The sequence below is a fragment of the Paraburkholderia unamae genome (genome assembly GCF_003268775.1).
GTDB lineage: Bacteria > Pseudomonadota > Gammaproteobacteria > Burkholderiales > Burkholderiaceae > Paraburkholderia > Paraburkholderia unamae.
Genome location: NZ_QLSU01000028.1, coordinates 28,657 through 51,349 on the forward strand (window position 1 = coordinate 28,657; position 22,693 = coordinate 51,349).

Below are 22,693 nucleotides of genomic sequence, written 5' to 3' on the forward strand. Positions count from 1 at the left end.
GCGGCCATGCAAGCCGCGCGCGCCGTCATCGATCAAAACCACGGTCAAACGCCCGATACCGCCCGGGAGATTTCAGCGGCGCGCGCGCGCAGGTCCGCGCCAAGCGCTTCGATCGAGCCGGCGTCGAATTGCCCGCTGAAACCCACGGCGCTCATCGCCATCACCGGGCTTTGGTCGCCGTCCAGGATGGCGGCCGAGACTGTCGTGACGCCTCGCACATAGCGGTCCACGTCGACGGCATAGCCCTTGATCTTCGCTTCTTCGACATCGGCCAGCCACGCTTCGAATGGCGGCGCGTTTTCCCAGCGCAAGGCGCTGAAGCGGCTTCGCAATTCGGCCGCCGAGAGTCCCGAGGCCGCGGCAATGCTGCGCCCCAACGCCGCCAGATACATCGGCAGGCGTTGCCCGATGCTCATGTGCACGCGCATCGCGCCCGCGCTGTCCGCGCTGGCGACGAGCACCACGCGCTCGCCCGACGTGCGTTGCCACAGCGTCGCCGTGATCCGGTGCCGCATGGCGATCTCGGCCAGATGCGGTTGCACGAGGCGGGCATACGAGGCCTGTTCGAGCGCGCCTTTCGCGAGCTCGACGAGGCCCAGCCCGATCGCGTAGGTCTTGGCGCTTTCGTCGAAAATCACGAGGCGTTCGTGAACCAGCGTCTTGAGCAGGTTGAAGCAGGTGCTTGAGTTGAGTTCGAGATCGCGGGCGATCCGCGTGACCCCCACGGGCGTCGATGCCGCCGCGAGGTAGCGCAGGACAGCAAGACCGCTGGAGAGGGCGCCTACCAGTTTCTCCGGCGCTGAATTTGTCGCCATGCTAGTTCGTGCAAAGAGTGCAATGGGTTGATTTTAATATGATCGTCGCCGGCCACGCGAAGGCCGGCGAGCGGCTCACACGGCTCACACGGCGCGCGTGACGAGCGCGTCGAGGCACCAGACTTCGCCGCCGCGCACCGCCAGGGGGTTGATCTCCAGCTCCTCGACATCGGTGAGACTGGCGAACCATTCGCCTAGCGCGGCGATGCGGGCCGCGACCTCCTTGACGGCCATGGACGGGCGGCCGCGAAATCCTTCGAACAGGCGGCTCGCACGCAGTCCGCGCAGCATGGCTTCGACCTGCCCGGCCGAGAGCGGCAACAGCCTCGTGACGACGTCGGCGTCCAGTTCCACTTCCACGCCGCCGCGCCCGAGCGTGAGCGTCGCGCCAAAGCGCGCGTCGCGGCGCAAGCCCAGGATCAACTCGTGATCGAACGGCACCATCTGTTCGATCAGCACGCCCTGGAGCGGGATGTCCTGCTTCGCGGCGATGTCCTTCAAGAGACGAATCGATTCCGCGAGCCGCCCGGCGTCGCGAATGCCCAGAATGACGCCGCCCGCATCGCTCTTGTGCAGCAGGCGCGTGGATTGCAGCTTGGCGGCGACCGGCATCGAGAGGGTGAGTTCGGGCGTTTGACCATCGGGCTCCACGAGTACGCCGGCCGGGACGCATACGGCGTCTTGCCCGCGCAGCAGCGCCTTGCCGTCCCATTCGGTCACGGCATGCGTCTTGCGCGCCTGGTTTGCGTGAAGCGCGCCGGGCACACCGGCGGCAACGGCCGATCGGTGCAGCCCGCTCACGGCGGCGGACAACGCGAGCGCGCGCACCGCCTGTGGAATATCCGCAAACACGGGGATATGCGCCGCCTCCAGCGCCGCGACGGAGTCCGCCCGCGCGCTCATCCAGACCACGATCAGCGGGTGCTTCAGCGTTCGGCGCAACGCGGCCAGCGACTCGGCGAGCGTCGGGGCGATGCTATGCATCATGCCGATAAAGACGATGGTCGCGTCGACATCCGGATCGGCGTCCACGGCGCTCAACGCGCGCGCGAGACTGCCCGCGTCCTGCACGACATTGCCGGTCAGGTCCAACGGATTCGACGCTTTCGCAAACGACGGGAGGATGGGGGCGAGCGCGTCCGCAGTCGGCGGCGCGAAGGCGGGAAGCGTCATGCCGTGGGCGTCCGCTTCGTCGGCGATGAGCACGCCGGCGCCGCCGGAAACGGACATGACGGCAAGCCGGTTGCCGCCCGGCACGCTGTGATGCAGGAAGATCCGGGCCGTATCGATCAGTTCGGTTAGCGAATTGACGCGCAAGGCCCCGAATTGTTTGAGGCATGCATCGTAGAGCGAGTCGTCGCCCGCGAGCGCGCCGGTATGCGAGGCGGCGGCTTCGGCGCCCGCGCTCGACCGGCCGGACTTCATCGCGATCACGGGTTTGCCGGCGGCCGCCGCGCGTCGCAGGGCGTGGCGGAATCGAAGTGTGTCGCGGATGTCTTCCAGATACACGCCGATTACTTCGGTATCCGGATGATCGACGAGATAGTCGATCGCTTCCGCGGCATCCACGTCGCATTCGTTGCCGGTCGTGATCCAGTGACTGAAGCCCAGTCCGGAGCGCAGAACGATGTCGAGCCAGTAAGCGCCGAGCGCGCCGCTTTGGCTCACGAAGCCAAACGTGCCGCGCCGAAGCGGCGTTTCCTCCAGCGCCGTCGTGAAGGAGGCGATGAGGCCCGAGGCGCTGTTCGCGGCGCCGAGGCAGTTCGGCCCGAGGATCGTGACGCCGCTCTCGCGGGCAAGCTGGCGCAGACGCGCCTGGAGCGCGCGGCCTTCCTCGCCGGTTTCGGAGAAGCCCGACGAGAACACGACGAACGCCTTCACGCCCGCCGCAATGCCTTCCGCCACGATGCCTTCGACCTTCGCCGCTTCGGTGCCGACGATCGCGAGGTCGACGGGCTCGCCAATCGCGCGCAGCGAGGGGTACGCCCGCAATCCCTGGACTTCCTCGCGCCCCGGATTGACGGCGAAGAGTTTGCCCTGATAGCCGCGGGCCAGCATATACGCCAGCGGTCGCCCGGTGATTTTCGCGGGGTCCGCCGACGCGCCGACGATGGCCACGCTGCTCGCTTCAAGGATGGACGCCAACCGGTTGGCGGGGGACTCGGCCTGGGGGATGTGCTCAGTCAACGAACGCTCCTGCTGTCTCTAAGAATGGTTGTTCTGGCTGTTCTCGAAAAAGAATATGAATTCTCCAAAGAGAATGTTTACAAGTGTGCACGACGAATCGATTCAATGTTAATTAGGTGTAAACGAGCAATTCAACGAGGTTGACCGATCGCCGATCGTCTCGAATAATATTCTCATCAAAGAACAATATTCGCAATAGAGAATTTCAAGCCCTAACCCGGCATGGACGAACAACCAGGAGCAGCCAGAAAAATGAGTCTTGACTTCACCTTCTCGCCCGAACACGAGGCCGTGCGCGAGACCGTCAGGCGGTTCTGCCGTGAGGAATTGAAGCCGCTGGTCGAACAGGCGGAGGAAACGGAAGCGTTCCCGCGCCACATTTTCAAACGCTGGGGCGAGCTTGGGCTGCTGGGCGTGCGCTATCCCGAGGCCGATGGCGGCAGCGGCCTCGACAAGGTGAGCGACTGCATCGTGCGCGAGGAACTGAGCTATACGAGCCAGGGTTTCGCTTCCGCGTGGTCGGCACACTCGCATCTGGGTATCTGGCCGATCTGGCGGGCGGGCACGCCCGAGCAGCGCGAGCGATTCTTCAAGCCCGCGCTCGCGGGCGACAAGATCGCGGGCTTCGGGTTGAGCGAGCCGGACGGCGGCTCCAACGTGCGCGCACTCAAAACGCGGGCGGAGAAAGTCGCGGGCGGCTGGAAGCTCACCGGCAGCAAGGTCTACATCACCAACGCGCCGCATGCCGATTTCCTGCTCGTGGCCGCCCGCACGCGCGCCGAGCTCACGCCGGAAGCCATCAGCCTCTTCATCGTCGAATTGCCCAACGCGGGCTTCGATATCCAGAAGCTGCGCAAGGAAGGGATTCGCGCTTCGGAAACCGGGCTCATCCATATCGAAGACGCCTTCGTGCCGGACGACTGCCTGCTCGGCGCGCGCGAAGGCACCTATCCGTTGATCATGGAGTCGCTCAGTGAAAACCGCGTCGGCGTCGCGGCCAACGCGCTGGGCATGGCCCGCGCGGCTCTCGACGCTGCGCTCGATTACGCGAACGATCGCATCGTCGCGAACAAGCGCATTGGCGACTACCAGGCGATCGCGCACAAGCTCGCCGATATGTCCGCGAAGATCGAAGCGGCGCGATGGCTCGTGTACTACGGCGCGTGGCGCGTGGACCAGGGCACGCTGGATTCCGCCATGGCCGCGCGCGTGAAACTCGTTGCGAGCGAAACGGCGCTCGAAGTGAGCGAACAGGCGATCCGCATTCACGGCGGCGCGGGCATCATGCGCGAGTACCCCGTTGGCCGCATTCACCGCGACGCGCTCGTGTATGTCATCGGCGAGGGCACGAGCGAGATTCAACGCAACATCATCGCTCGCAGCCTGGGGTTCAAGCCATGAGCGAATTCGTGTTGCAGGAGCGCCATGGCGCCACACAGGTCATCCGGCTGAACCGGCCGGAACGGCGCAACGCCTTCGATCTCGAAGTCCGCGCCGCGCTCGCGCAAGCGGTGCTCGCGGCGCGCGACGACAGCGATGTGAAGGTTCTCGTCATTACCGGCAGCGCGGGCGTGTTCTGCGCGGGCGGCGATCTGCGCGCGCTCTCGGAGGCGAAGCGGCCCATCCACCTCGACCGCGACCGCATACGGCGTCTGCATCCGTGGTTTCGCGAACTGGTCAATCTGGAGAAGCCCGTGATCGCCGCCGTGGACGGGCCGGCATTCGGCGCGGGATTCAATCTCGCGCTCGCCTGCGACTTCATCATCGGCACGCCGCGCACGCGCTTTTGCGCCGCCTTTGGCCGCATCGGGCTCGTGCCGGATCTCGGCGGCTTCTTCCTGCTGCCGCGCATCGTCGGATTGCAGCGGGCCAAGGACATCGTCTTTTCGGCGCGCGAAATCGGCGCGGACGAAGCCATGCGTCTCGGCATTCTGCACAGCGTTGTCGAGCCGGACGCTCTCTTGGGCGCCGCGCTGGCCATGGCGCAGCGCTATCACCACGCATCGACCGAGGCGCTTGGCATGGCCAAGAACATTCTCAATCGCTCGTTCAATCTCGACCAGGACACGCTTGCGGAGCTGGAGTCGGCGGCACAGGCCATCGCGCTGCATTCGCCCTACCACGCGCAAGCCGTCGAGAACTTTCTGAACAAGCGTCCGCTGGCCTTCCAGGGAGACACCGGGCTATGAGCATGCATGCCTTCATCACCGGCGCATACGACACAGCCGTTGGCGAATTGCCGGGTTCGAGCTGCATGAGCCTGCACGCCGAAGCGGCACTCGGCGCCATTGCCGACGCCGGGCTTGAAATCGGCGAGATCGACGGCGTGCTGTGCGCCTATTCCTTTACCGAACCCCACTTGATGCTCGCTTCGGTTTTCTGTGAGTATCTCGGCATTCATCCGGGGTATTGCGCGGCCATTCAGGCGGGCGGCGCAAGCGCATGCATCATGGTCATGCAGGCGGCGGCGCTCGTTGCCAGCGGGCAATGCAACCACGTGCTCGTCGTGACGGGCGACAACCGGCTCACCGGTATGTCGCGCGACGGCGCCGTCGCCGCGCTTGCGGAAGTCGGGCATCCGCAGTTCGAGCGCCCTTTCGGCATCAGCGTGCCGGCGTCGTATGCGCTGGTCGCGCGCCGCTATATGCACGAGTACGACGTGCGTTCGGAGCAACTCGCGGCCATTGCCGTGGAGCACCGGCGACATGCGGGGCGTCATCCGAAGGCGCACAAGCGCGACCCCATCACGGTGGAGCAGGTGCTCGCTTCGAAAGAGATCGCTTCGCCGCTGCGCATGCTCGATTGTTGCCTCGTTTCCGACGGCGGGGCCGCAGTCGTGGTGAGCAGCCGCGCCGCGGCGGCCGACACGCGGCGCCGCCCCGTGGAGATCGCGGGCGCGGGCCAGGGCCACACGCACGAGCACATCGTGGCGGCGCCGAGCCTCACGGACTTCGGCTGCAAGACGTCGTCGGCCACGGCGTTTTCCCGTGCGGGCGTGAGCGCGGCCGATATCGACGTGGCCGCGATCTACGACTCCTTCACGATCACCTTGCTGGTCGAACTCGAATCGATAGGCTTTTTCGAGCGCGGAGAGGCGGGCCGCGCGGCCGCGGCGGGCGAACTGGGGCTTGGCGGGCGTTTGCCCTGCAACACCCACGGAGGGCTGCTTTCGTACGGACACTCCGGCGCCGCCGGCGGCATGTTTCATGTGGTCGAGGCCGTGCATCAATTGCGGGGCGAGGCACAGGCGCGCCAGGTCGACAACGCGAAGCTGGCTTTCGTACACGGCGATGGCGGCATCCTGTCCGCGCATTGCTCCCTTGTGCTCGGAGTGAACTGAAATGAATCGTCCATTGCCTCGCGCGACGGCGGAGACCGCCGCCTTCTGGGAGGGTTGCGCCGAAGGGGTGCTTCGTTACCAGATTTGCTCGCACTGCGAAAAAGTACAGCGCATTCCGCGCGCCCGATGCGTCCATTGCTTCAAGGAGGCGTTGACGTGGAAGCCGTCGAAAGGGCGCGGCCGTATCCTGAGCTTCACCGTCGTGCACCGCGCACCAACCCCGGCCTTTCGCGCGCAAGCGCCTTATGCGCTCGCCATTGTCGACATGGACGAAGGCTTCCGGCTGATGGTGAACGTCAGGGACGGCGCGCAACGGGATCTGAAGATCGACCAGCCGGTGACGATTGCCTTTCATGAAATCGACGGCGTGTCGCTTCCCTATGCGGAGGTCGAGGCATGAGCGACATCGTGACCTACGACACCTTCGAGCCCGGCAAGACGATGGGCGAAACCGTGCTGCTGCTCGACGACTCGCACGCGCGAAGCTGGCAGAAGATCTTTGGCGACACCGCATCGTCCGGCGCGAACGACGCAGCCGAGGCGGCCGGGCTTCTGGTGGCGATGATGATGCGCGCGTACCTCGCGGTCGTGACGCCGCGCCCTCCCGGCAACGTGCATGCGCGGCAGCGCTTCAGCCTGCACGCCTTGCCGCGTCGCGGCGAGGCGGTGCGAACCGTGATCCGTTGCGACGGGAAGGAAATCAAACGGGAGCGCCGCTACGTCGAGTTGCTCGCGCAGGGCACGGGCGACGATGGCCGCGCCCTCTACGAAGGACGCTTGTCACTGATCTGGGCCGCTTGACGATGACCATGACCCTTGCCATTCAGAGTGCGACGCTGCACGTCGATCACGCGATGATCCGCGATTACGCGGAAATGACCGATGACTTCAATCCCGTTCACCTAGACGAGGCGTTTGCCGCGAACACACCCATGGGCGGCGTGATCGCCCACGGCACGATGTCGCTCTGCCTGTTGTGGCAGGCGCTCTATCGGAGTTTCGGCGCGGCGGCGTTCGAGGCGCTCGAACTCGACATTCGCTTCGTGAAACCCGTTCGCGCGGGGGAGACCATTACGGCCGGAGGCAGCCCGGTCGACGGCGACCCCGGCAAGCTGGACGTCTGGGTGCGCGGCGACGACGGCACAGACCGCATTGTCGGCTCGGTGCGCATCAATGCGGACCCACTCGCGCCAACGCGAACCGTGACCGAACTTAACGATATGGAGTCCAGATGAATGTACGCATGAACGCATCGGACTCGTCCGGCGCGCAGGCGGTTCAGGCGCATCGCTTCGGCCTGTACAGGGGCATGCTGCTGATTCGCCGCGTGGAGGAAGCCCTGAGCCGCCTCTTCGCCGACAGCGAGGTCCCCGGCTTCATTCACCTCAGTGTCGGACAGGAAGCCGTCGCAGCGGGCGTGGCGAGCGCCCTGGACGCGCAGGACACCCTCGCGACGACGCATCGCGGACATGGCCACGTGCTCGCGCGCGGCGTGGACGTGACGGGGTTCTTCAAGGAGATCATGGGCCGCGCACATGGCGTGTGCCAGGGGCGCGGTGGCTCGATGCACGTTGCCGACCTCTCGCTGGGCGTGCTCGGCGCGAACGGCATCGTGGGCGCGGGCATACCCATCGCGCTGGGCAGCGCCATGGCGCACGCGATTCGCAAGACCCACGGCGTGGCGGTCTCCTTTTTCGGCGACGGCGCCATGGCCGAAGGCGTGCTTCACGAAACGCTCAATATGGCCGCGCTGTGGCGCGTGCCGTTGCTGCTCGTCTGCGAGAACAACGGGTGGTCGGAGTTCTCGCCCACGTCGCGCCAGTTCACGGCGAAGCTGGAAGCGCTTGCTGGCGCGTTCGGGATCGACTACGCGCAGGTGGACGGCAACGACGTGTGCGCCGTCGCCGACGCGGCGCGCACGGCGGTCGCGGGGTTGCGCGAAGGCCGCGGGCCGTTCGTGCTGGAGTGCATCACGCACCGCGTGCGCGGCCATTTCGAAGGCGACGCGCAGAAGTATCGCAGCGCAGACGAACTGAGCGCGCTCCAGGCGCACGATCCCGTCGCGCGAGGTCGCGCGGCGTTGCTGGAAAGCGGGGCGAGCGACGAGCGCGTCGAGTCGGTCGAGCACGAGATCGCGAGCCTCGTCGAGGCCGCCATCGCGGCGGCGCGCGCGGACGATCTGCCGACATTCGAATCCGCGCTCGCGGATGTCTACACGAAACGGGAACACGCATGAGCGCGACTGAAATGCGATATGTCCATGCGGTGACGCAGGCGCTGCGTGACAGCATGCAACACGATGAGCGAGTCGTCCTGCTCGGCGAGGACATTGCGGAGGCAGGCGGGTCGTTCAAGGCCACGCGTGGCCTGCTGGACGAATTCGGTCCGCAGCGGGTGCGCGATACGCCGATTTCCGAGGCGGCCCTGACTTCGGCGGCCGTGGGCGCGGCCTTGACCGGCTTGCGGCCGGTCGTGGAGATCATGTTCATGGATTTCATCACGCTGGCCATGGACGCGCTCGTCAATCAGGCGGCGAAGGCGCGCTTCATGTTCGGCGGGCAGGGCAGCGTTCCGCTGGTGCTGCGTGCGCCGCACGGTGGCGGCGTGAATGCGGGCCCGCAGCATTCGCAGTGTCTGGAAGCGTGGCTGGCCCATGTGCCGGGCCTGAAAGTGGTGTGCCCGGCCGAGCCGCAGGACGTGTACTCGCTGCTGCGCGCCGCCGTCGACGACCCGGACCCGATCGTCTTCGTAGAGCACAAGGGACTCTACGCGCGCAAGGGCGCGGTCGACGCCAGCCTGAGCGCTGAAATCGGCCGCGCACGCATCGCGCGTGCGGGCCGCGACGTCACGCTGGTGACGTATGGCGCAACCGTGTTCACCTGCCTCGAAGCCGCCGTGGCGCTCGAACCGGAGGGCATCGCCGTGGAGGTGATCGATCTGCGGACCTTGCAGCCCTGGGACCGGCAGACCGTACTGGAATCGGTCTCGCGCACCCATCGCGCGGTGGTGGTGCACGAAGCGGTCCAGGCGTTCGGCGTCGGCGCGGAGATCGCCGCGACGATTGGCGACGAAGGCTTCGACGACCTCGATGCACCGGTGCTGCGCGTTGGCGCGCCGTTCATGCCCGTGCCGTTCGCCAGTTCCCTCGAACGCGGATATGCCGTGAACGTCGCGACGGTCGTTGCCGCCATCAAACAAACCCTTTCCTGAACGAGGCATGCATGTCTGATTCGAACGAACTGGTGCTGATCGAAAAACGCGAGGCGATTGGCCTGCTGACCATCAATCGGCCCAAAACACTCAACGCGCTCAACGTCGACACCCTGCTGGCGCTCGAAGTGGCGCTCACCCAATTCGAGCGCGACGACGATATCCGCGCGATCGTGCTGACCGGCGCCGGCGACCGCGCGTTCGTGGCGGGCGGCGATATTGCCGACCTCGACAGCCGGCAAGGTCTCGCGCACTACCAGGCGTTCGCCGAGATCATCCACCGTGTTTTCCGGCGCTTCGAGGTGTGCGACAAACCCACCATCGCGGCGATCAACGGCTGGGCGCTCGGCGGCGGCACGGAACTGCTGCTTGCGCTGGACATCCGGTTGGTGGCGCAGGAGGCCAAACTCGGGCTGCCCGAGATCACGCTCGGACTGTTTCCCGGTGCGGGCGGTACGCAACGCATCATCCGGCAAATTCCGCTGTGCATGGCGAAGGAGCTGATGTTCACGGGTGACCAGATCACCGCAGAAAAGGCGGTTGCGCTCGGCTTGTGCAATCGTGCAGTGCCCCGAGAGGACTTGTTAAGCGAAGCGCTTGCGCTGGCGGGCCGCATCGCCGCGAAATCGCCGCTCACGCTGCGCATGCTCAAGCGGACCCTGCGCGACGGCGCCGACATGACCCTGCCGTCGGCGCTTGCGCACGAGCAGGCGATGATCGGGCTGGTGCTCGACAGCGCCGACGCGCATGAGGGGTGTCGCGCATTCCTCGAGAAGCGCGCTCCCCATTTCGTTGGACGCTGACACGATGCGACGCGAACTACTGGTCCCCAAACTTGGCTTGACCATGGCCGAAGGCATGTTGGTCGAGTGGATGGTGTCGCCTGGCGAAGCGTTCGAAGCCGACCAGGGCATCTTCGTGATCGAGTCTGAAAAGGCCGCGACCGAGATCGCCGCCGAAGCGGGCGGCCGTCTGATCGAAACATGCGCCGAAGTGGGCCGCACATTGCCGGTGGGCAGCGTGATTGGCTATTGGGACGATGGAAAGCCCGATGACGGTACCGCGCCAATGCGCTCCGTGAATGGCGCGAATGGCGTGAACGATGTGAATAGCCACTCCGTCGCCGCTGCGGAAAATGAAACGGCTCCGGCAGCGAAAGCGCAACCTGATAGCCCGCAACGCGTGGTCGCAACGCCGTTGGCGCGACGCCTCGCCGCTCAACGCGGCATCGACTTGCGCGCGATACGCGGCACGGGCCCGCGTGGACGCATTCGGGCCGGCGATCTGGACAGCATTCGCGCTGGTTCGCTCGTTGAGCCCGGAGAACCCGTTCGAAGCGGTGACGAAGTGGCGCTCGCCACGCCAGCCGGCCCGGCCGGACGGCTCACGCAGCCAAGCGCAGTGGAGCAGACCATCGCGCGCCGCCTCAGCGAATCGAAGCGAGAAATTCCGCACTTTTATCTGGCCGTGGAGGCGGAAGTCTCGCGACTGGAGGCATTACGCCGCGAATTGAAAGCGTCGCAGACAACCATTCGGACTACGATCAATCACTTCATTCTGGCTGCCGTCGGCCGCGCACTCGCCGATATGCCGCAGGTCAATCGTGTCTGGACCGATCACGGCATCCTGAATCTCGATACGACCGATGTCGGCATGGCCGTCCACACCGAACGTGGACTTGCGGTGCCCGTGTTGCGCGATGTCGCCAGCCAATCGATCCAGGCGATATCGAGCGCGTCGCAAGCGTTGGCGGAGCGCGCGCACGCAAGGCGTTTGAGCGCATCGGACACGGCAGGAGGCGCGATTACCGTGTCGAACGCCGGCATGCACGACGTGACTTACATGAGTTCGATCATCAATCCCGGTCAGGCAATGATTCTCGGCGTGGGCAGCATTCGCGAACTGTTCCGGCCCGACGCGGCGGGACTCCCTGCGTTGCGGAAAGAAATGGGCCTCGTTCTCTCGGCCGACCACCGTGTGCTCGATGGCGTCAATGCGCTTGCTTTTCTCAAGCGCGTGGTGGGCTATCTGGAGCAACCCCTAACGCTGCTGGTGACGTGATGACCGAACACACTGCATTCGATCTCGTAGTGATTGGCGGCGGCCCGGGTGGATACGTCGCCGCGCTGCGCGGCGCGCAACTCGGCCTGAAAGTCGCGCTTGTCGAGAAGAAGCACCTTGGCGGCATCTGCCTGAACTGGGGCTGCATTCCCACCAAGGCGTTGCTGCACGCCGCCGACACACTGCGCCATATTCGCGGGGCGGCGACGCTGGGACTCGACCTCGCCGAACCGGGCATCAACCTCGGGAAGATGGTGGAGCGTTCGCGGCAGGTCGCGCAGCGCCTGAATCGCGGTGTCGCGCATCTGCTGAAGAAAGCCGGGGTGGCAGTCGTGGATGGCACGGGCGTTTTGGCCGGCAACGGCGTCGTGGAAGTTCGCGGCGACGATGGGAGCGTCCGCTTGCTCACCGCGGCAAACGTGATACTCGCGACCGGCGCGCGCCCGCGAGCGTTGCCGCACGTGCCGTTCGACGGCGATCGCGTGTGGAGCTACTACGACGCCTTGACGCCGGGGAGTCTGCCCCGTTCGCTGATCGTGGTCGGTTCGGGGGCCATCGGCATGGAGTTCGCAAGCTTCTATTCGACCCTCGGCGTGCAAGTCACTGTCGTGGAGGCGAAGCCGCAGGTGCTTCCCGCCGGCGACGAAGAGGTCTCGGCGTTCCTGCGCGAGGCGTTCGAGCGTCAGGGCGTGCGCGTGCTGGCTGGCGCGACCATCGAGGCCGTGGAGCGCTCGGGAACCGGCGTGCGCGTGCGGGTGAGCGCCGCCGGAACGAGCGAAGCGCTGGAGGCCGATCGCATGCTCGTGGCCATCGGGTTGACGGGCAACGTGGAAGGCATCGGTATCGAGAATACGCGGGTCGCGGCGGAGCACGGTCGGATCGTCACGGACGCCTGCGGGCGAACGGCGGAACCCGGCGTATGGGCGATAGGCGATGTCGTGGGCGCGCCGATGCTCGCGCATAAGGCCAGCCACCAGGCCGTGGCCTGCGTGGAACGTATTGCGGGCGCGCGAGGCAATGATAAGCATGACGAATCATGGATACCCGCGTGCACCTATAGCTACCCGCAAACGGCTAGCGTCGGGATGACCGAGGCACAGGCGAGGGCAACGGGCGCGGCGCTGAAAATCGGGCGCTTTCCACTCGAAGGCAACGGCAGGGCGGTGGCCACGGGCGAGACGGCGGGCTTCGTCAAAACGATCTTCGACGCCCAGACCGGGGCGCTGCTTGGCGCGCACATGGTCGGCCCCGAAGCTGCCGAACTGATTCACGGATTCACCCTCGCGGGTTCGCTCGAAGCGACCGAGGCCGAGATCATCGGCACGGTCTTTCCTCACCCGAGCGTTTCGGAAGCGATGCACGAGTCGGCATTGGCCGCCTTCGGACGCGCGCTGCACATTTGATCCCGTTGCGATTCGCATGCGGCAAGGAACACCAGGAGAGAGACAATGGATTTTCGCTTGAAAGACGAACAAAGCATGATCGTCGATAGCGCTCGCCAGCTTGGCGAACGTTTTGGGCTCGATTACTGGCGCGAGCACGACGCGCGCAAGGCCTTTCCGTCCGAATACTGGCGCGCGGTTTGCGAGGCCGGTCTTTGCGGCGTGGCGCTGCCGACCGAATATGGCGGCAGCGGCCTGGGCATGCTGGAAATGGCGTTGATCGTCGAGAGCCTTGCCGCGACCGGCGGCGGCTCGACGGTCGGCCAGCTCTTCATGATCAACCCGATCTTTGGCGGCGTGTCGATATCGCGCTTCGGCAGCGAGAAAATGCGCCGTGAACTCCTGCCGCTGATCATCAGCGGCGAGATCAACTGCTGCATGGCGTTGACCGAGCCGGACGCCGGAACCAATACGCTGGAAATCAAGACCTTCGCGAAGCAGGAGGCAGACGGCGGCTGGCGGCTCAACGGGCGCAAGATCTGGATCACCGGCGTCGAGGTCGCTTCGAAGATGCTGGTCATCGCGCGCACGAAGAAGCGCGAGGAGGCCGCGTCGCGAACCGACGGCCTCTCGATGTTCATGATCGACGTGAAGCGCGAAGGCCTCAGTCACACCTCGATCGACAAGCTCGGCACCTGCACGCTCGATTCGAGCAGCGTGTTCTTCGACGACGTGCGCATCGAACCCGACGAGCTGATCGGGACGCTGCATAGCGGCTGGAAAGAGTTGCTCGACGTGCTCAACACCGAGCGTATCGTGACCACGGCCGGCCTGGTCGGCACGGGCGAGCTTGCCATTCGTCTCGCGGTCAACTATGCGAACGACCGCAAGCTGTTCGGCGACAGGCCGATCAGCGCGTACCAGGGATTGCAGTTTCCGCTCGCGCAATGTCACGTGGAGATCGAGGCCGCGCGGCTGCTGAATCACAAGGCGGCAAGCCATTTCGATGCGGGGTTGAACTACGGCAGCGAAGCCAATGCGGCCAAGCTGATCGCGGCGCAAACGGTGGCTCGCGCGACCGAGCGCGCGATGCAAACCATGGGCGGCATGGGCTACGCGAAGGAGTACCACGTCGAACGGTTGTGGCGCGATTGCCGCCTTTTCCGCTTTGCGCCCGTTTCGGAGGAAATGATCCTGAACTACGTCGCGAACCACGATCTCGGCATGCCGCGTTCGTACTGACATTTGTAGCCGTGGAGGGTGGGAGAAACGAAAATGACGTCATTGTGTTCCAGCGTCGCCTGGTGGGCGCGCAGCGAGCCGAACCGCATCGCATTGATCTACAAGGACCAGCGGGTGTCGTACGCCGCGTTGCAGAACCGCGTGGAAGTCGTGGCCGCCATGCTCGTGGAGCGAGGGATCAAGCCGGGCAACGTCGTCGCGCTTCTGATGAAGAACAGCGCGGCATTTGTCGAACTCGCGCTCGCGATCAGCTATGTGGGCGCCGTGTCGTTGCCGATCAATTACCGGCTCGCGCGCGAGGAAGTCGCTTACATCGCGGAGCACGGGACCGCGCGCTTGATGTTCGTCGACGAGGAACTGCGCGGCAATGCGGGCGGCTGCGAAGCGCTCGTGGCGTTGAACGCAAGCGCGCAGTCCGATAGCCGCGAACTCGCGCGCGGGCTCGCGCCGCTGAAGAACGGCCATGCAAGCGGCCCGCAAGACCTGTTCCGCCTGATGTACACATCGGGAACCACCGACCGGCCGAAGGGCGTGACGCACAGCTACGAGAACTATGCGTGGAAGTGCTTCGATCACATCGCGGCATTGGGTTTGTCGGCAGACGACCGGCTGCTCGTGGTGGGGCCGCTCTATCACGTGGGCGCATTCGATCTGCCGGGGCTCGCGGTGCTTCAGGTTGGTGGCATGGTCGCGATTCAACGCGACTTCGACGCGCAGGGGGCGCTTGCCATGATCGAAGCTGAGAAGCTCACGGGCGGCTGGATGGCGCCGGTCATGCTCGACCGCGTGCTGGCCTTGCCGGGCCGGGAGCGGTTCGATCTGTCGAGTTTCCGGTGGCTCGTAGGCGGGGGCGAGCGCACGCCCGAACAGCGCATTCGCGAGTTCAAGACGCTATTTCGCGAGGCACGCTATGTCGACGCGTACGGCCTTACCGAAACCTGCTCGGGGGACACGATGATGGAAGCCGGGCGCGAGCTGGAGAAAATCGGTTCGACTGGCCGGGCGCTCGCCAACGTCGAAATTGAAATTCGCAACGAAGAAGGCCGCGTGTTGCCGAGCGGGCAGGAGGGCGAAATCTGCGTGCGGGGGCCGAAAGTGTCGGCCGGATATTGGCGCGATGAACAGAAAACCCGAGCCAGCTTCCACGGCGACTGGTTTCGAACCGGCGATATCGGCTATCTCGACGCCGAGGGTTTTCTCTTTCTGACCGACCGCAAGAAGGACATGATCCTCAGCGGCGGCGAGAACATCGCTTCGTCGGAGGTCGAGCGGGTGCTGTATCAGTTGCCCCAGGTGGCCGAAGCCGCCGTAGTGGGCGTTGCCGACGAACGATGGGGCGAACGCGTTGTCGCCGTTGTGGTATTGCGCGACGGCGAATCCTTGAGCGTGGAGGACGTGCGGTCCCATTGCGAGGGCAGGCTCGCCGGATTCAAGGCGCCCAAACAACTCGTGGTTGTTGAGACGTTGCCGAGAAACCCGTCCGGCAAGGTGCTCAAGAGGGCCATTCGGGACCGGCTGGCCGGAGAGAGAAACGCGACCTGAGGAATAGCGCAGTGAGTGCAAAGCGGGACCGTAGCGGCGAAAAAGTAATTCGCAATGCTATGTATTGAAACAAGGCAGTCATCCAGACACGAAAGTCCACTACGGTCCGGAATCCCTTCCGGTCGCCAGGTGGCGAAGCGCGCCGAAGACGGGCGCGCCATCAATCAAAACAACCGGAATTGACGGAGACGATCATGAGAGTTGCCGAAAGCAGGAGAGTCGATGAATTCATTGACTCACTTCCAGTTAGCCGATTTCAGAAGCGCATTGTGGCCATTTGTTTCCTGATTCTCATGATCGAGGGCTTCGATACCTCCAGCGTGGGTTTCATTGCGCCGGCCATTCGGGCGCAGTGGAGGCTCAGCCCCGAGGCGATGGCGCCTCTCTTCGCACTCGGCTTGACCGGTCTCATGATCGGCGCGGTGCTCTTCGGTCCGGTTGCGGACCGGGTTGGCAGAAAGAAGGTGCTCGCCATTTCCGTGCTGGTGTTCGGCGCGTGCAGCCTGGCCTCGGCCGCGGCCACCGACATCACCACGCTCGTGGTGTTGCGCTTTGCCACGGGGCTGGGCCTGGGCGGCGCCATGCCGAACGCGATCACGCTGACGTCGGAGTATTGTCCGGCGCGCGTGCGCTCGACGCTGGTGACGATGATGTTTTGCGGCTTCACCATCGGCGCGATGATTGGCGGCTTTATCAGCACGCGGATTGTCGATCTGGGTGGATGGCAGGCGATTCTGATCATTGGCGGAATCGCGCCGCTGCTGGTGGTGCCGCTCATCGTCGCCGCGTTGCCCGAATCGCTGCGCTTTCTCGTGTTGCGCAACGACGGCCGCCACGACACGCGGATCGCAGCCATTGCGTCGCGGATTGCGGACAGCGCGGGGATTCCCGCGCTGGTTGCCGAAGAGGCGGCGGTCAGGTCTTCGGTTCGCTCGCTGTTTAGCCGGGACGTGGTGAGCGGCACGATCGCGTTGTGGGTGTCGTTCTTTGCGAGCGTCGCGGTCATCTATCTGCTCATGAACTGGCTGCCGTTGATGCTCACGGAAGCCGGCGTTCCGCTCGCCCAGGCGTCGTTGATCGCGACGATGTATCAGGTTGGCGCGACGGTGGGCGCCGTATTGCTCGGGCGTTGCATGGATCGGCTTGGCGCCGGGCGCGTGCTCGGATACTCGTACGCCGGCGCGGCGTTTTGCATACTGCTTTGCGCGATGGCGCTCGAGTCGAAGCTGTTTCTTTCCCTGGCTGTGCTTGCGACGGGATTCTTTCTGAGCGGAAGCCTGATTTGCGGTTATGCGCTTTCGGCGAGCTACTACCCCACGTCAATGCGCGCGACCGGGGTGGCATGGGCCAATGCGGTCGGGCGTCTGGGCTCCATCCTGGGATCGATCGTCGGCGGCACGATCATGCAGTCGCATGTGGGGCTGAAGGGGGCGATTCTGCTGCTCGCCATTCCTGTTATTGCTGCCGCACTCTCGATGGTTGCGATCGGGCGGGCTTCCCCGTCTCGTGTCGCGACGGGGGCTTCGGCGAAGCAATCCGTTGTTAGTGAGTAGTGTTTCAAGGCGTGGCGCTGGAGTACGGCGCCACGATCCGGATTTCAAACCCCGGCGAAGTGCGTATCAAGCGGGCCAAATGTGAGGAGGCGGAGTTGAAGGTATTGGTGGCGGTAAAGCGTGTGGTGGATTACAACGTGAAGGTTCGCGTGAAGTCGGATGGCACGGGCGTGGATATCGCCAACGTGAAGTTCGCGACGAATCCTTTCGATGAGATTGCAGTTGAAGAAGCGGTGCGGTTGAAGGAAGCGGGTGTCGCCACCGAGGTGATTGCCGTTTCGTGCGGTGCTTCGCAAGCTCAGGAAACGCTGCGCACGGCGCTCGCAATCGGTGCCGATCGCGCGGTGCTGGTGGAGTCGAATGAAGACCTGCAACCGCTGGCCGTGGCGAAGCTTTTGAAGGCTCTGGTCGACAAGGAACAGCCATCGCTCATCATCCTCGGCAAGCAGGCGATTGACGACGACTCGAACCAGACCGGGCAGATGCTCGCCGCCCTGGCAAACCTGCCGCAAGCCACGTTTGCCTCGAAGGTTGTCGTGGCCGATGGCAAGGCCACCGTGTCGCGTGAAGTAGATGGCGGCGCGGAAACGCTCGCGCTCACGTTGCCCGCAGTGGTCACGACGGACCTGCGCCTGAACGAACCGCGTTACGTCACGCTGCCGAACATCATGAAGGCAAAGAAGAAGCCGCTTGAAACGGTCAAGCCGGAAGACCTGGGCGTTGACGTTACGCCGCGCCTGAAAACGCTGAAAGTCGCGGAACCGGCCAAGCGTAGCGCAGGCGTGAAGGTGCCCGACGTTGCGGCGCTGATCGACAAGCTGAAAACCGAAGCCAAGGTGCTGTAAGGGAGCGATTGAAAAATGACGATTCTGGTTATTGCCGAACACGACAACGCGAGCGTCAAGGCCGCTACGCTGAACACCGTGGCTGCCGCGCAAAAGATTGGCGGTGATGTGCACGTACTGGTGGCTGGCCACAACGCGCAGGCCGCAGCCGAAGCGGCAGCGAAGATCGCAGGCGTTGCGAAGGTGCTGCTGGCCGACGCACCGCAACTCGCACAGGGTCTCGCTGAAAACGTCGAAGCGACGGTCATCAGCATTGCGAAGAATTATTCGCACATCCTCGCACCGACCACGGCCGCGGGCAAGAACGTCACGCCACGCATTGCCGCGAAGCTCGACGTTGCGCAGATCAGCGACATCACCGCCGTCGAATCGCCCGATACCTTCGAGCGTCCGATTTACACGGGCAATGCGATCGCCACGGTTCAATCGGCCGATCCGGTCAAGGTCATCACGGTCCGCACGACCGCGTTCGACGCCGCCTCAGCCGAAGGCGGCAGCGCCGCAATCGAAAAGCTCGAAGCCGCAGCCGACAGCGGCCTTTCGCAGTTCGTGAGCCGCGAAGTCACGAAGCTCGATCGCCCGGAACTCACGAGCGCGTCGATCATCGTCTCCGGCGGTCGCGGCCTTGGCAGCGGCGAGAACTACACCAAGGTTCTGGAACCGCTCGCGGACAAGCTCAACGCAGCCCTGGGTGCATCGCGTGCGGCCGTGGACGCGGGCTACGTGCCCAACGACTATCAGGTCGGCCAAACCGGCAAGATCGTCGCGCCGGGACTTTACGTTGCCGTGGGCATCTCCGGCGCGATCCAGCATCTGGCGGGCATGAAAGACTCGAAGGTCATCGTCGCGATCAACAAGGACGAAGAAGCGCCGATCTTTAGCGTGGCCGACTACGGCCTCGTAGGCGATCTTTTCTCAGTCGTTCCGCAACTTGTGGAGGCACTCGCGCGCCCCGCGTCCCAGGCTTGAGATTCAACCGCTGAAACACCCCAAGCCGCCTCAAAGTCACTCAGTGCTAAGATATCAGATATCTAATAATCTGAGACGGCGCGATGAGCTGGACAACGGAGCACATGGACTGCGACCTGCTGGTCGTGGGCGGCGGCATAGCGGGTTTGGTCGCCGCGGTGCAGGCGGCCGAAAGCGGCATGCGTGTCTTGCTGGCGACGAAAGGCAAAATCGCGGGCGGCGCCAGCTACTTTCCCAAGAAAGCGAGCCTCGGCATCCAGGTGACGAAAGGCGCCGCCGACTACGCAATCTTCAAGGAGGAAATTGAGCGCGTCGCATGCGGCATGAACGAGCCGCGCATCGTCGACGCGTATCTGCAAGACTCGCCGCACAAGATCGGCCTGCTCGACAAGATCGGTTTCAGGCCGTGGCTGCGCGGCGACAACCGGCCCGCCTGCTTCGCGCGGTATCCGCGCGACATCTACATGATCGGCGACTGGCCAGAGGCGGCCCGCAACGCTCGCGCCCTCGTTGAAGGCCATGAGCGGATCACGCCGCTCGAACGTGCAGGGCTCGTCAGGATACTGGGCGACGGCGAGCGCGTGAGCGGCGCCGTTTTCGCGCGCGACGGGCGCTATCTGCTGGTTCGCTGCAAGGCTATCGTTCTGGCGACGGGCGGCCTTGCGAGTCTGTACCGCCACAACCTCTACCCCAACCATATCTATGGCGGCGGCCACGCCGCGGCGCTCGACGCGGGCTGCTCGCTCGTGAACATGGAGTACGTGCAGTTCATTCCCGGCCTGCTCGCGCCCAAGTACAAGGTGCTGTTCGGCGAACATACCTTGCGCTTCTGCACCGGTATGCATGACGGTTGCGGGCGCAACCTGTTTGCCGATCTGCCGGAGTCCGAAGCGGCCGGGATGTTCGCGCAGCGCAGCGCTTACGCGCCATTCAGCTTCGACTATGCCTCGCGCGTTTTCGACACGCGCATGATGGACGCCATCCGCGCGGGCTCGGACGGCGTGAGGCTGTCCTTCAGTCCGGCGCTGTACGAGGAACGCTCTGCGTTCTACGCCGTCTATCTGGACTGGCTGCGCGAGGAAATGGGCATCGACATGTGCCGCGACGAAGTTCGCGTCGCGCCATTCGCGCATAGCTGCAATGGCGGCATTCTGATCGACGAACACGGCGAGACCGCGCTGCGCGGCCTGTTTGCCGTCGGCGAGGTCGCTTCGGCCATCGAAGGCGCGAACCGCCTGGGCGGCAACTCGGTTGGCGGCAGTCTGGTGTTCGCCGATCGCGCCGTCGCGAAGGCGGAACACTACGTGCGAGCCGATGAACGCTCGCCATCGTTCGATGTACTGGCGGCCGAATTCGGCGCGTGGTGCGGCCAGTTTCACGCGGAATCGGCGCGTACGGCGGGCGAGGTATTCGACGCCGTACGCGAGATCCTTTCGATGGACGCCAGTGTCGTGCGCGAGCACGGCGCGTTGACGGCGGCGCTCACGCGGCTCGAAGCGCTCCAGGCGGTCTATAGCCCGCTCGCCCAGGGCTTCGACGCCTGGCAGGCGCTCACGATGGCGCGCGTGCTGGTCCTTGCCATGCTCGGGCGCACCGAGAGCCGCGGCGCGCACTATCGCGCCGACTTTCCTCATACGGATACACGCATCTACCGCCAGATCGTGTCCGCTACGCCCACTGGCATCGCAATCACGCGGACCTATGCTTAAAGCACGGCGCTTGCAGCACTGAAGCACGTGCGCGAGGCGCGATCCGGACGGCCGCGAAAAGTGTTGCCGTCAAAAATCAGCCGGTGTTAAGATCAGATATCAGATATCCAATATGCTCTGGCGAGGGCAGTTCCGGCTGAGTCGCCAGCCCGCTTTTACACCGACGTCTAACCGACGGGATGCCTCGAAGAATGGACATTGAAGTGCTCAAGCACGCGCTTATCGTCTCGTGCCAGCCGGTCACGCACGGTCCCATGGACCGCACGGAAACCATCGTCGCCATGGCGCTGGCCGCGGTTGCCGGCGGCGCGGCCGCGTTGCGCATCGAGGGCGTGGAGAACGTGCGCGCGGTGGCGGCGGCGGTGAGCGTGCCGATCGTGGGCATCGTCAAGCGCGACCTCGACAATTCGCCCGTGCGCATCACGCCCTTTGAAGACGACGTGCGCGCGTTGGCGCAAGCGGGTGCGCACATCATCGCCGTGGATGCCACGGCGCGCGTGCGCCCCGTTGCCGTTGCGGCGTTGCTGCGCGCCATTCACGCGGCGGGATGCATCGCCATGGCGGATTGCGCGACCGAGGCCGATGGCGTCGCCGCGCATGAAATGGGCTTCGAAATCGTGGCGAGCACGCTCTCGGGCTATACGGAGCAAACGCAAACCGCGTCCGACGAACCCGACTACGCGTTGATCTCCGCATGGAAACAGCGCGGCTATCGCGTGATCGCGGAAGGCCGCCTGAAAACGGCGCAGGACGCCGCGCGCGCGTTGCGCGCCGGGGCGTTCGCGGTCACGGTCGGCTCCGCGATCACGCGCGTCGAGCACATCACGCAATGGTTCGTGGAGGCCATGAGCGCCACGGAGGAAGCATCGTGATGCTCGCGCTCGACATCGGCGGCACGAAGATCGCGGCAGCCATGCTCGACGAGGGCGCGATCGTCATGCGCCGCCAGGTGGCGATGCCGGGCAGCGCCGAGGCGTTCGGCCGCGCGCTCGCCGAGTTGACGGCCGACATGCCCGCGCCCGAGCGCGTCGCGGTCGCCTCGACCGGATTCGTTCAGGAAGGGCGCATCCATGCCGTGAACCAAAACATCATTTCGTTCTGGAATGGCTTCGCGCTGCGCGACTTTCTCGCGGCCCGCTTTGCCTGTCCCATCGTCATCCTGAACGATGCGCAGGCGGCGGCGTGGGCGGAATATCAGGCCTGCGAAACGCCGCCCGGCAATCTGCTGTATCTGACGCTTTCCACCGGCGTGGGCGGCGGGCTCGTCATCGGCGGGCGGCTCCAGGTGGGCGCGTGCGGTCTCGCGGGCCACATCGGGCACGCCACGGTGAGCTTGCCGTCCCCGGCGGGGCGCGTGCCGTGCGGGTGTGGGCGCACGGGCTGCCTCGAAACGCTGGCCTCGGGCACGGCGATCGCCCGCGAAGCGACGCGTGTTTTCGGCGAACCGCTCGACAGCCGCGAGGTGTTCGCGCGCGCCGTGACTGACCGGCGCGCCGAGCGCATCCTCGCGCACGCGGCGCGCGCCGTTGCGGAGGCGATCGCCAACTGCGTGATGCTGCTCGACGTGGACCACGTGGTGATCGGCGGCAGCGTGGGGCTCGCGCCCGGCATGGTCGAGCGCATCCAGGCGGCGCTCATGGAGGAACCCGTGCTGGTGCGGGTGGCGATCACGAAAGCGGCGCTCGGGCCCGATTCGGGTTTGATCGGCGCGGCGCAGTGGGCGCAGGCCTTCGAGGGCCGCGTCGAAATGGAAGCGCGCGCGCATGCAGCCTGCGCCGCGCATACGGGACAAGCGGACGCCGGCGGCCATAGCGCGCCGGTTCATGCGAAGAAATAAA

The 22,693-nt window shown here is 65.1% G+C and carries 21 protein-coding genes; 19 read left to right on the forward strand and 2 right to left on the reverse strand.

The window, feature by feature from the left end; genetic code table 11:
- Positions 1-44: 44 nt before the first annotated feature.
- Both C7401_RS33530 and C7401_RS33535 read right to left on the reverse strand, forming a co-directional pair.
- A complete protein-coding gene (locus tag C7401_RS33530; RefSeq protein ID WP_112176065.1) occupies positions 45-815 on the reverse strand; it encodes an IclR family transcriptional regulator in 771 nt (256 codons plus the stop codon).
- Between the two features lie 84 nt (positions 816-899).
- Positions 900-3,002 (reverse strand): acetate--CoA ligase family protein, encoded by a 2,103-nt coding sequence (locus tag C7401_RS33535; RefSeq protein ID WP_112176067.1) that lies wholly within the window; start codon positions 3,000-3,002, stop codon positions 900-902.
- A gap of 252 nt (positions 3,003-3,254) precedes the next feature.
- On the opposite strand from C7401_RS33535, the gene C7401_RS33540 reads away from it, so the two are divergent.
- The 19 genes from C7401_RS33540 (at position 3,255) to C7401_RS33630 (ending at position 22,692) form a co-directional block, all read left to right on the forward strand.
- Entirely contained in the window at positions 3,255-4,403 is a 1,149-nt protein-coding gene (locus C7401_RS33540; protein ID WP_112176069.1) for an acyl-CoA dehydrogenase family protein, read from the forward strand.
- The gene (locus C7401_RS33545) at positions 4,400-5,191 is read left to right on the forward strand and encodes an enoyl-CoA hydratase/isomerase family protein (RefSeq protein ID WP_112176079.1); all 792 of its coding nucleotides are present in this window, start codon (positions 4,400-4,402) and stop codon (positions 5,189-5,191) included. Before C7401_RS33540 ends, C7401_RS33545 begins: the two co-directional genes overlap by 4 nt.
- On the forward strand, positions 5,188-6,342 hold the full coding sequence (locus C7401_RS33550; RefSeq protein ID WP_112176081.1) for a thiolase family protein: 1,155 nt from the start codon (positions 5,188-5,190) through the stop codon (positions 6,340-6,342). The genes C7401_RS33545 and C7401_RS33550 overlap by 4 nt, the downstream gene beginning before the upstream one ends.
- 13 nt (positions 6,343-6,355) lie before the next feature.
- Positions 6,356-6,742, forward strand: coding sequence for a Zn-ribbon domain-containing OB-fold protein (locus tag C7401_RS33555; protein WP_258397333.1), 387 nt, complete (start codon positions 6,356-6,358; stop codon positions 6,740-6,742).
- Complete coding sequence (locus C7401_RS33560) at positions 6,739-7,143, forward strand: hypothetical protein (protein ID WP_112176084.1); 405 nt, start codon at positions 6,739-6,741, stop codon at positions 7,141-7,143. Before C7401_RS33555 ends, C7401_RS33560 begins: the two co-directional genes overlap by 4 nt.
- A 2-nt stretch (positions 7,144-7,145) precedes the next feature.
- Complete coding sequence (locus C7401_RS33565; RefSeq protein WP_372460571.1) at positions 7,146-7,577, forward strand: MaoC family dehydratase; 432 nt, start codon at positions 7,146-7,148, stop codon at positions 7,575-7,577.
- Between the two features lie 8 nt (positions 7,578-7,585).
- Complete coding sequence (locus tag C7401_RS33570) at positions 7,586-8,578, forward strand: thiamine pyrophosphate-dependent dehydrogenase E1 component subunit alpha (RefSeq protein WP_112176223.1); 993 nt, start codon at positions 7,586-7,588, stop codon at positions 8,576-8,578.
- Entirely contained in the window at positions 8,575-9,552 is a 978-nt protein-coding gene (locus C7401_RS33575) for an alpha-ketoacid dehydrogenase subunit beta (protein WP_112176086.1), read from the forward strand. The genes C7401_RS33570 and C7401_RS33575 overlap by 4 nt, the downstream gene beginning before the upstream one ends.
- 11 nt (positions 9,553-9,563) lie before the next feature.
- Entirely contained in the window at positions 9,564-10,355 is a 792-nt protein-coding gene (locus C7401_RS33580; RefSeq protein ID WP_112176088.1) for an enoyl-CoA hydratase/isomerase family protein, read from the forward strand.
- A gap of 4 nt (positions 10,356-10,359) precedes the next feature.
- Positions 10,360-11,613, forward strand: a complete 1,254-nt coding sequence (locus C7401_RS33585; protein ID WP_112176225.1) for a dihydrolipoamide acetyltransferase family protein — start codon at positions 10,360-10,362, stop codon at positions 11,611-11,613.
- On the forward strand, positions 11,613-13,016 hold the full coding sequence (lpdA, locus tag C7401_RS33590) for a dihydrolipoyl dehydrogenase (protein WP_112176090.1): 1,404 nt from the start codon (positions 11,613-11,615) through the stop codon (positions 13,014-13,016). The genes C7401_RS33585 and lpdA overlap by 1 nt, the downstream gene beginning before the upstream one ends.
- Before the next feature lie 45 nt (positions 13,017-13,061).
- A complete protein-coding gene (locus tag C7401_RS33595) occupies positions 13,062-14,237 on the forward strand; it encodes an acyl-CoA dehydrogenase family protein (protein WP_112176092.1) in 1,176 nt (391 codons plus the stop codon).
- A 33-nt stretch (positions 14,238-14,270) separates the two neighbouring features.
- Entirely contained in the window at positions 14,271-15,779 is a 1,509-nt protein-coding gene (locus C7401_RS33600) for an AMP-binding protein (RefSeq protein WP_112176094.1), read from the forward strand.
- Between the two features lie 269 nt (positions 15,780-16,048).
- Positions 16,049-17,332, forward strand: coding sequence for an MFS transporter (locus C7401_RS33605; RefSeq protein ID WP_258397334.1), 1,284 nt, complete (start codon positions 16,049-16,051; stop codon positions 17,330-17,332).
- Positions 17,333-17,427: 95 nt separating this feature from the next.
- Entirely contained in the window at positions 17,428-18,177 is a 750-nt protein-coding gene (locus C7401_RS33610; RefSeq protein WP_112176227.1) for an electron transfer flavoprotein subunit beta/FixA family protein, read from the forward strand.
- Between the two features lie 15 nt (positions 18,178-18,192).
- On the forward strand, positions 18,193-19,146 hold the full coding sequence (locus C7401_RS33615) for an electron transfer flavoprotein subunit alpha/FixB family protein (protein WP_112176098.1): 954 nt from the start codon (positions 18,193-18,195) through the stop codon (positions 19,144-19,146).
- A gap of 83 nt (positions 19,147-19,229) precedes the next feature.
- Entirely contained in the window at positions 19,230-20,855 is a 1,626-nt protein-coding gene (locus C7401_RS33620; RefSeq protein ID WP_112176099.1) for an FAD-dependent oxidoreductase, read from the forward strand.
- Positions 20,856-21,046: 191 nt separating this feature from the next.
- On the forward strand, positions 21,047-21,727 hold the full coding sequence (locus C7401_RS33625; RefSeq protein WP_220092884.1) for an N-acetylmannosamine-6-phosphate 2-epimerase: 681 nt from the start codon (positions 21,047-21,049) through the stop codon (positions 21,725-21,727).
- Complete coding sequence (locus tag C7401_RS33630) at positions 21,727-22,692, forward strand: N-acetylmannosamine kinase (protein WP_224042035.1); 966 nt, start codon at positions 21,727-21,729, stop codon at positions 22,690-22,692. Before C7401_RS33625 ends, C7401_RS33630 begins: the two co-directional genes overlap by 1 nt.
- Position 22,693: the final 1 nt, after the last annotated feature.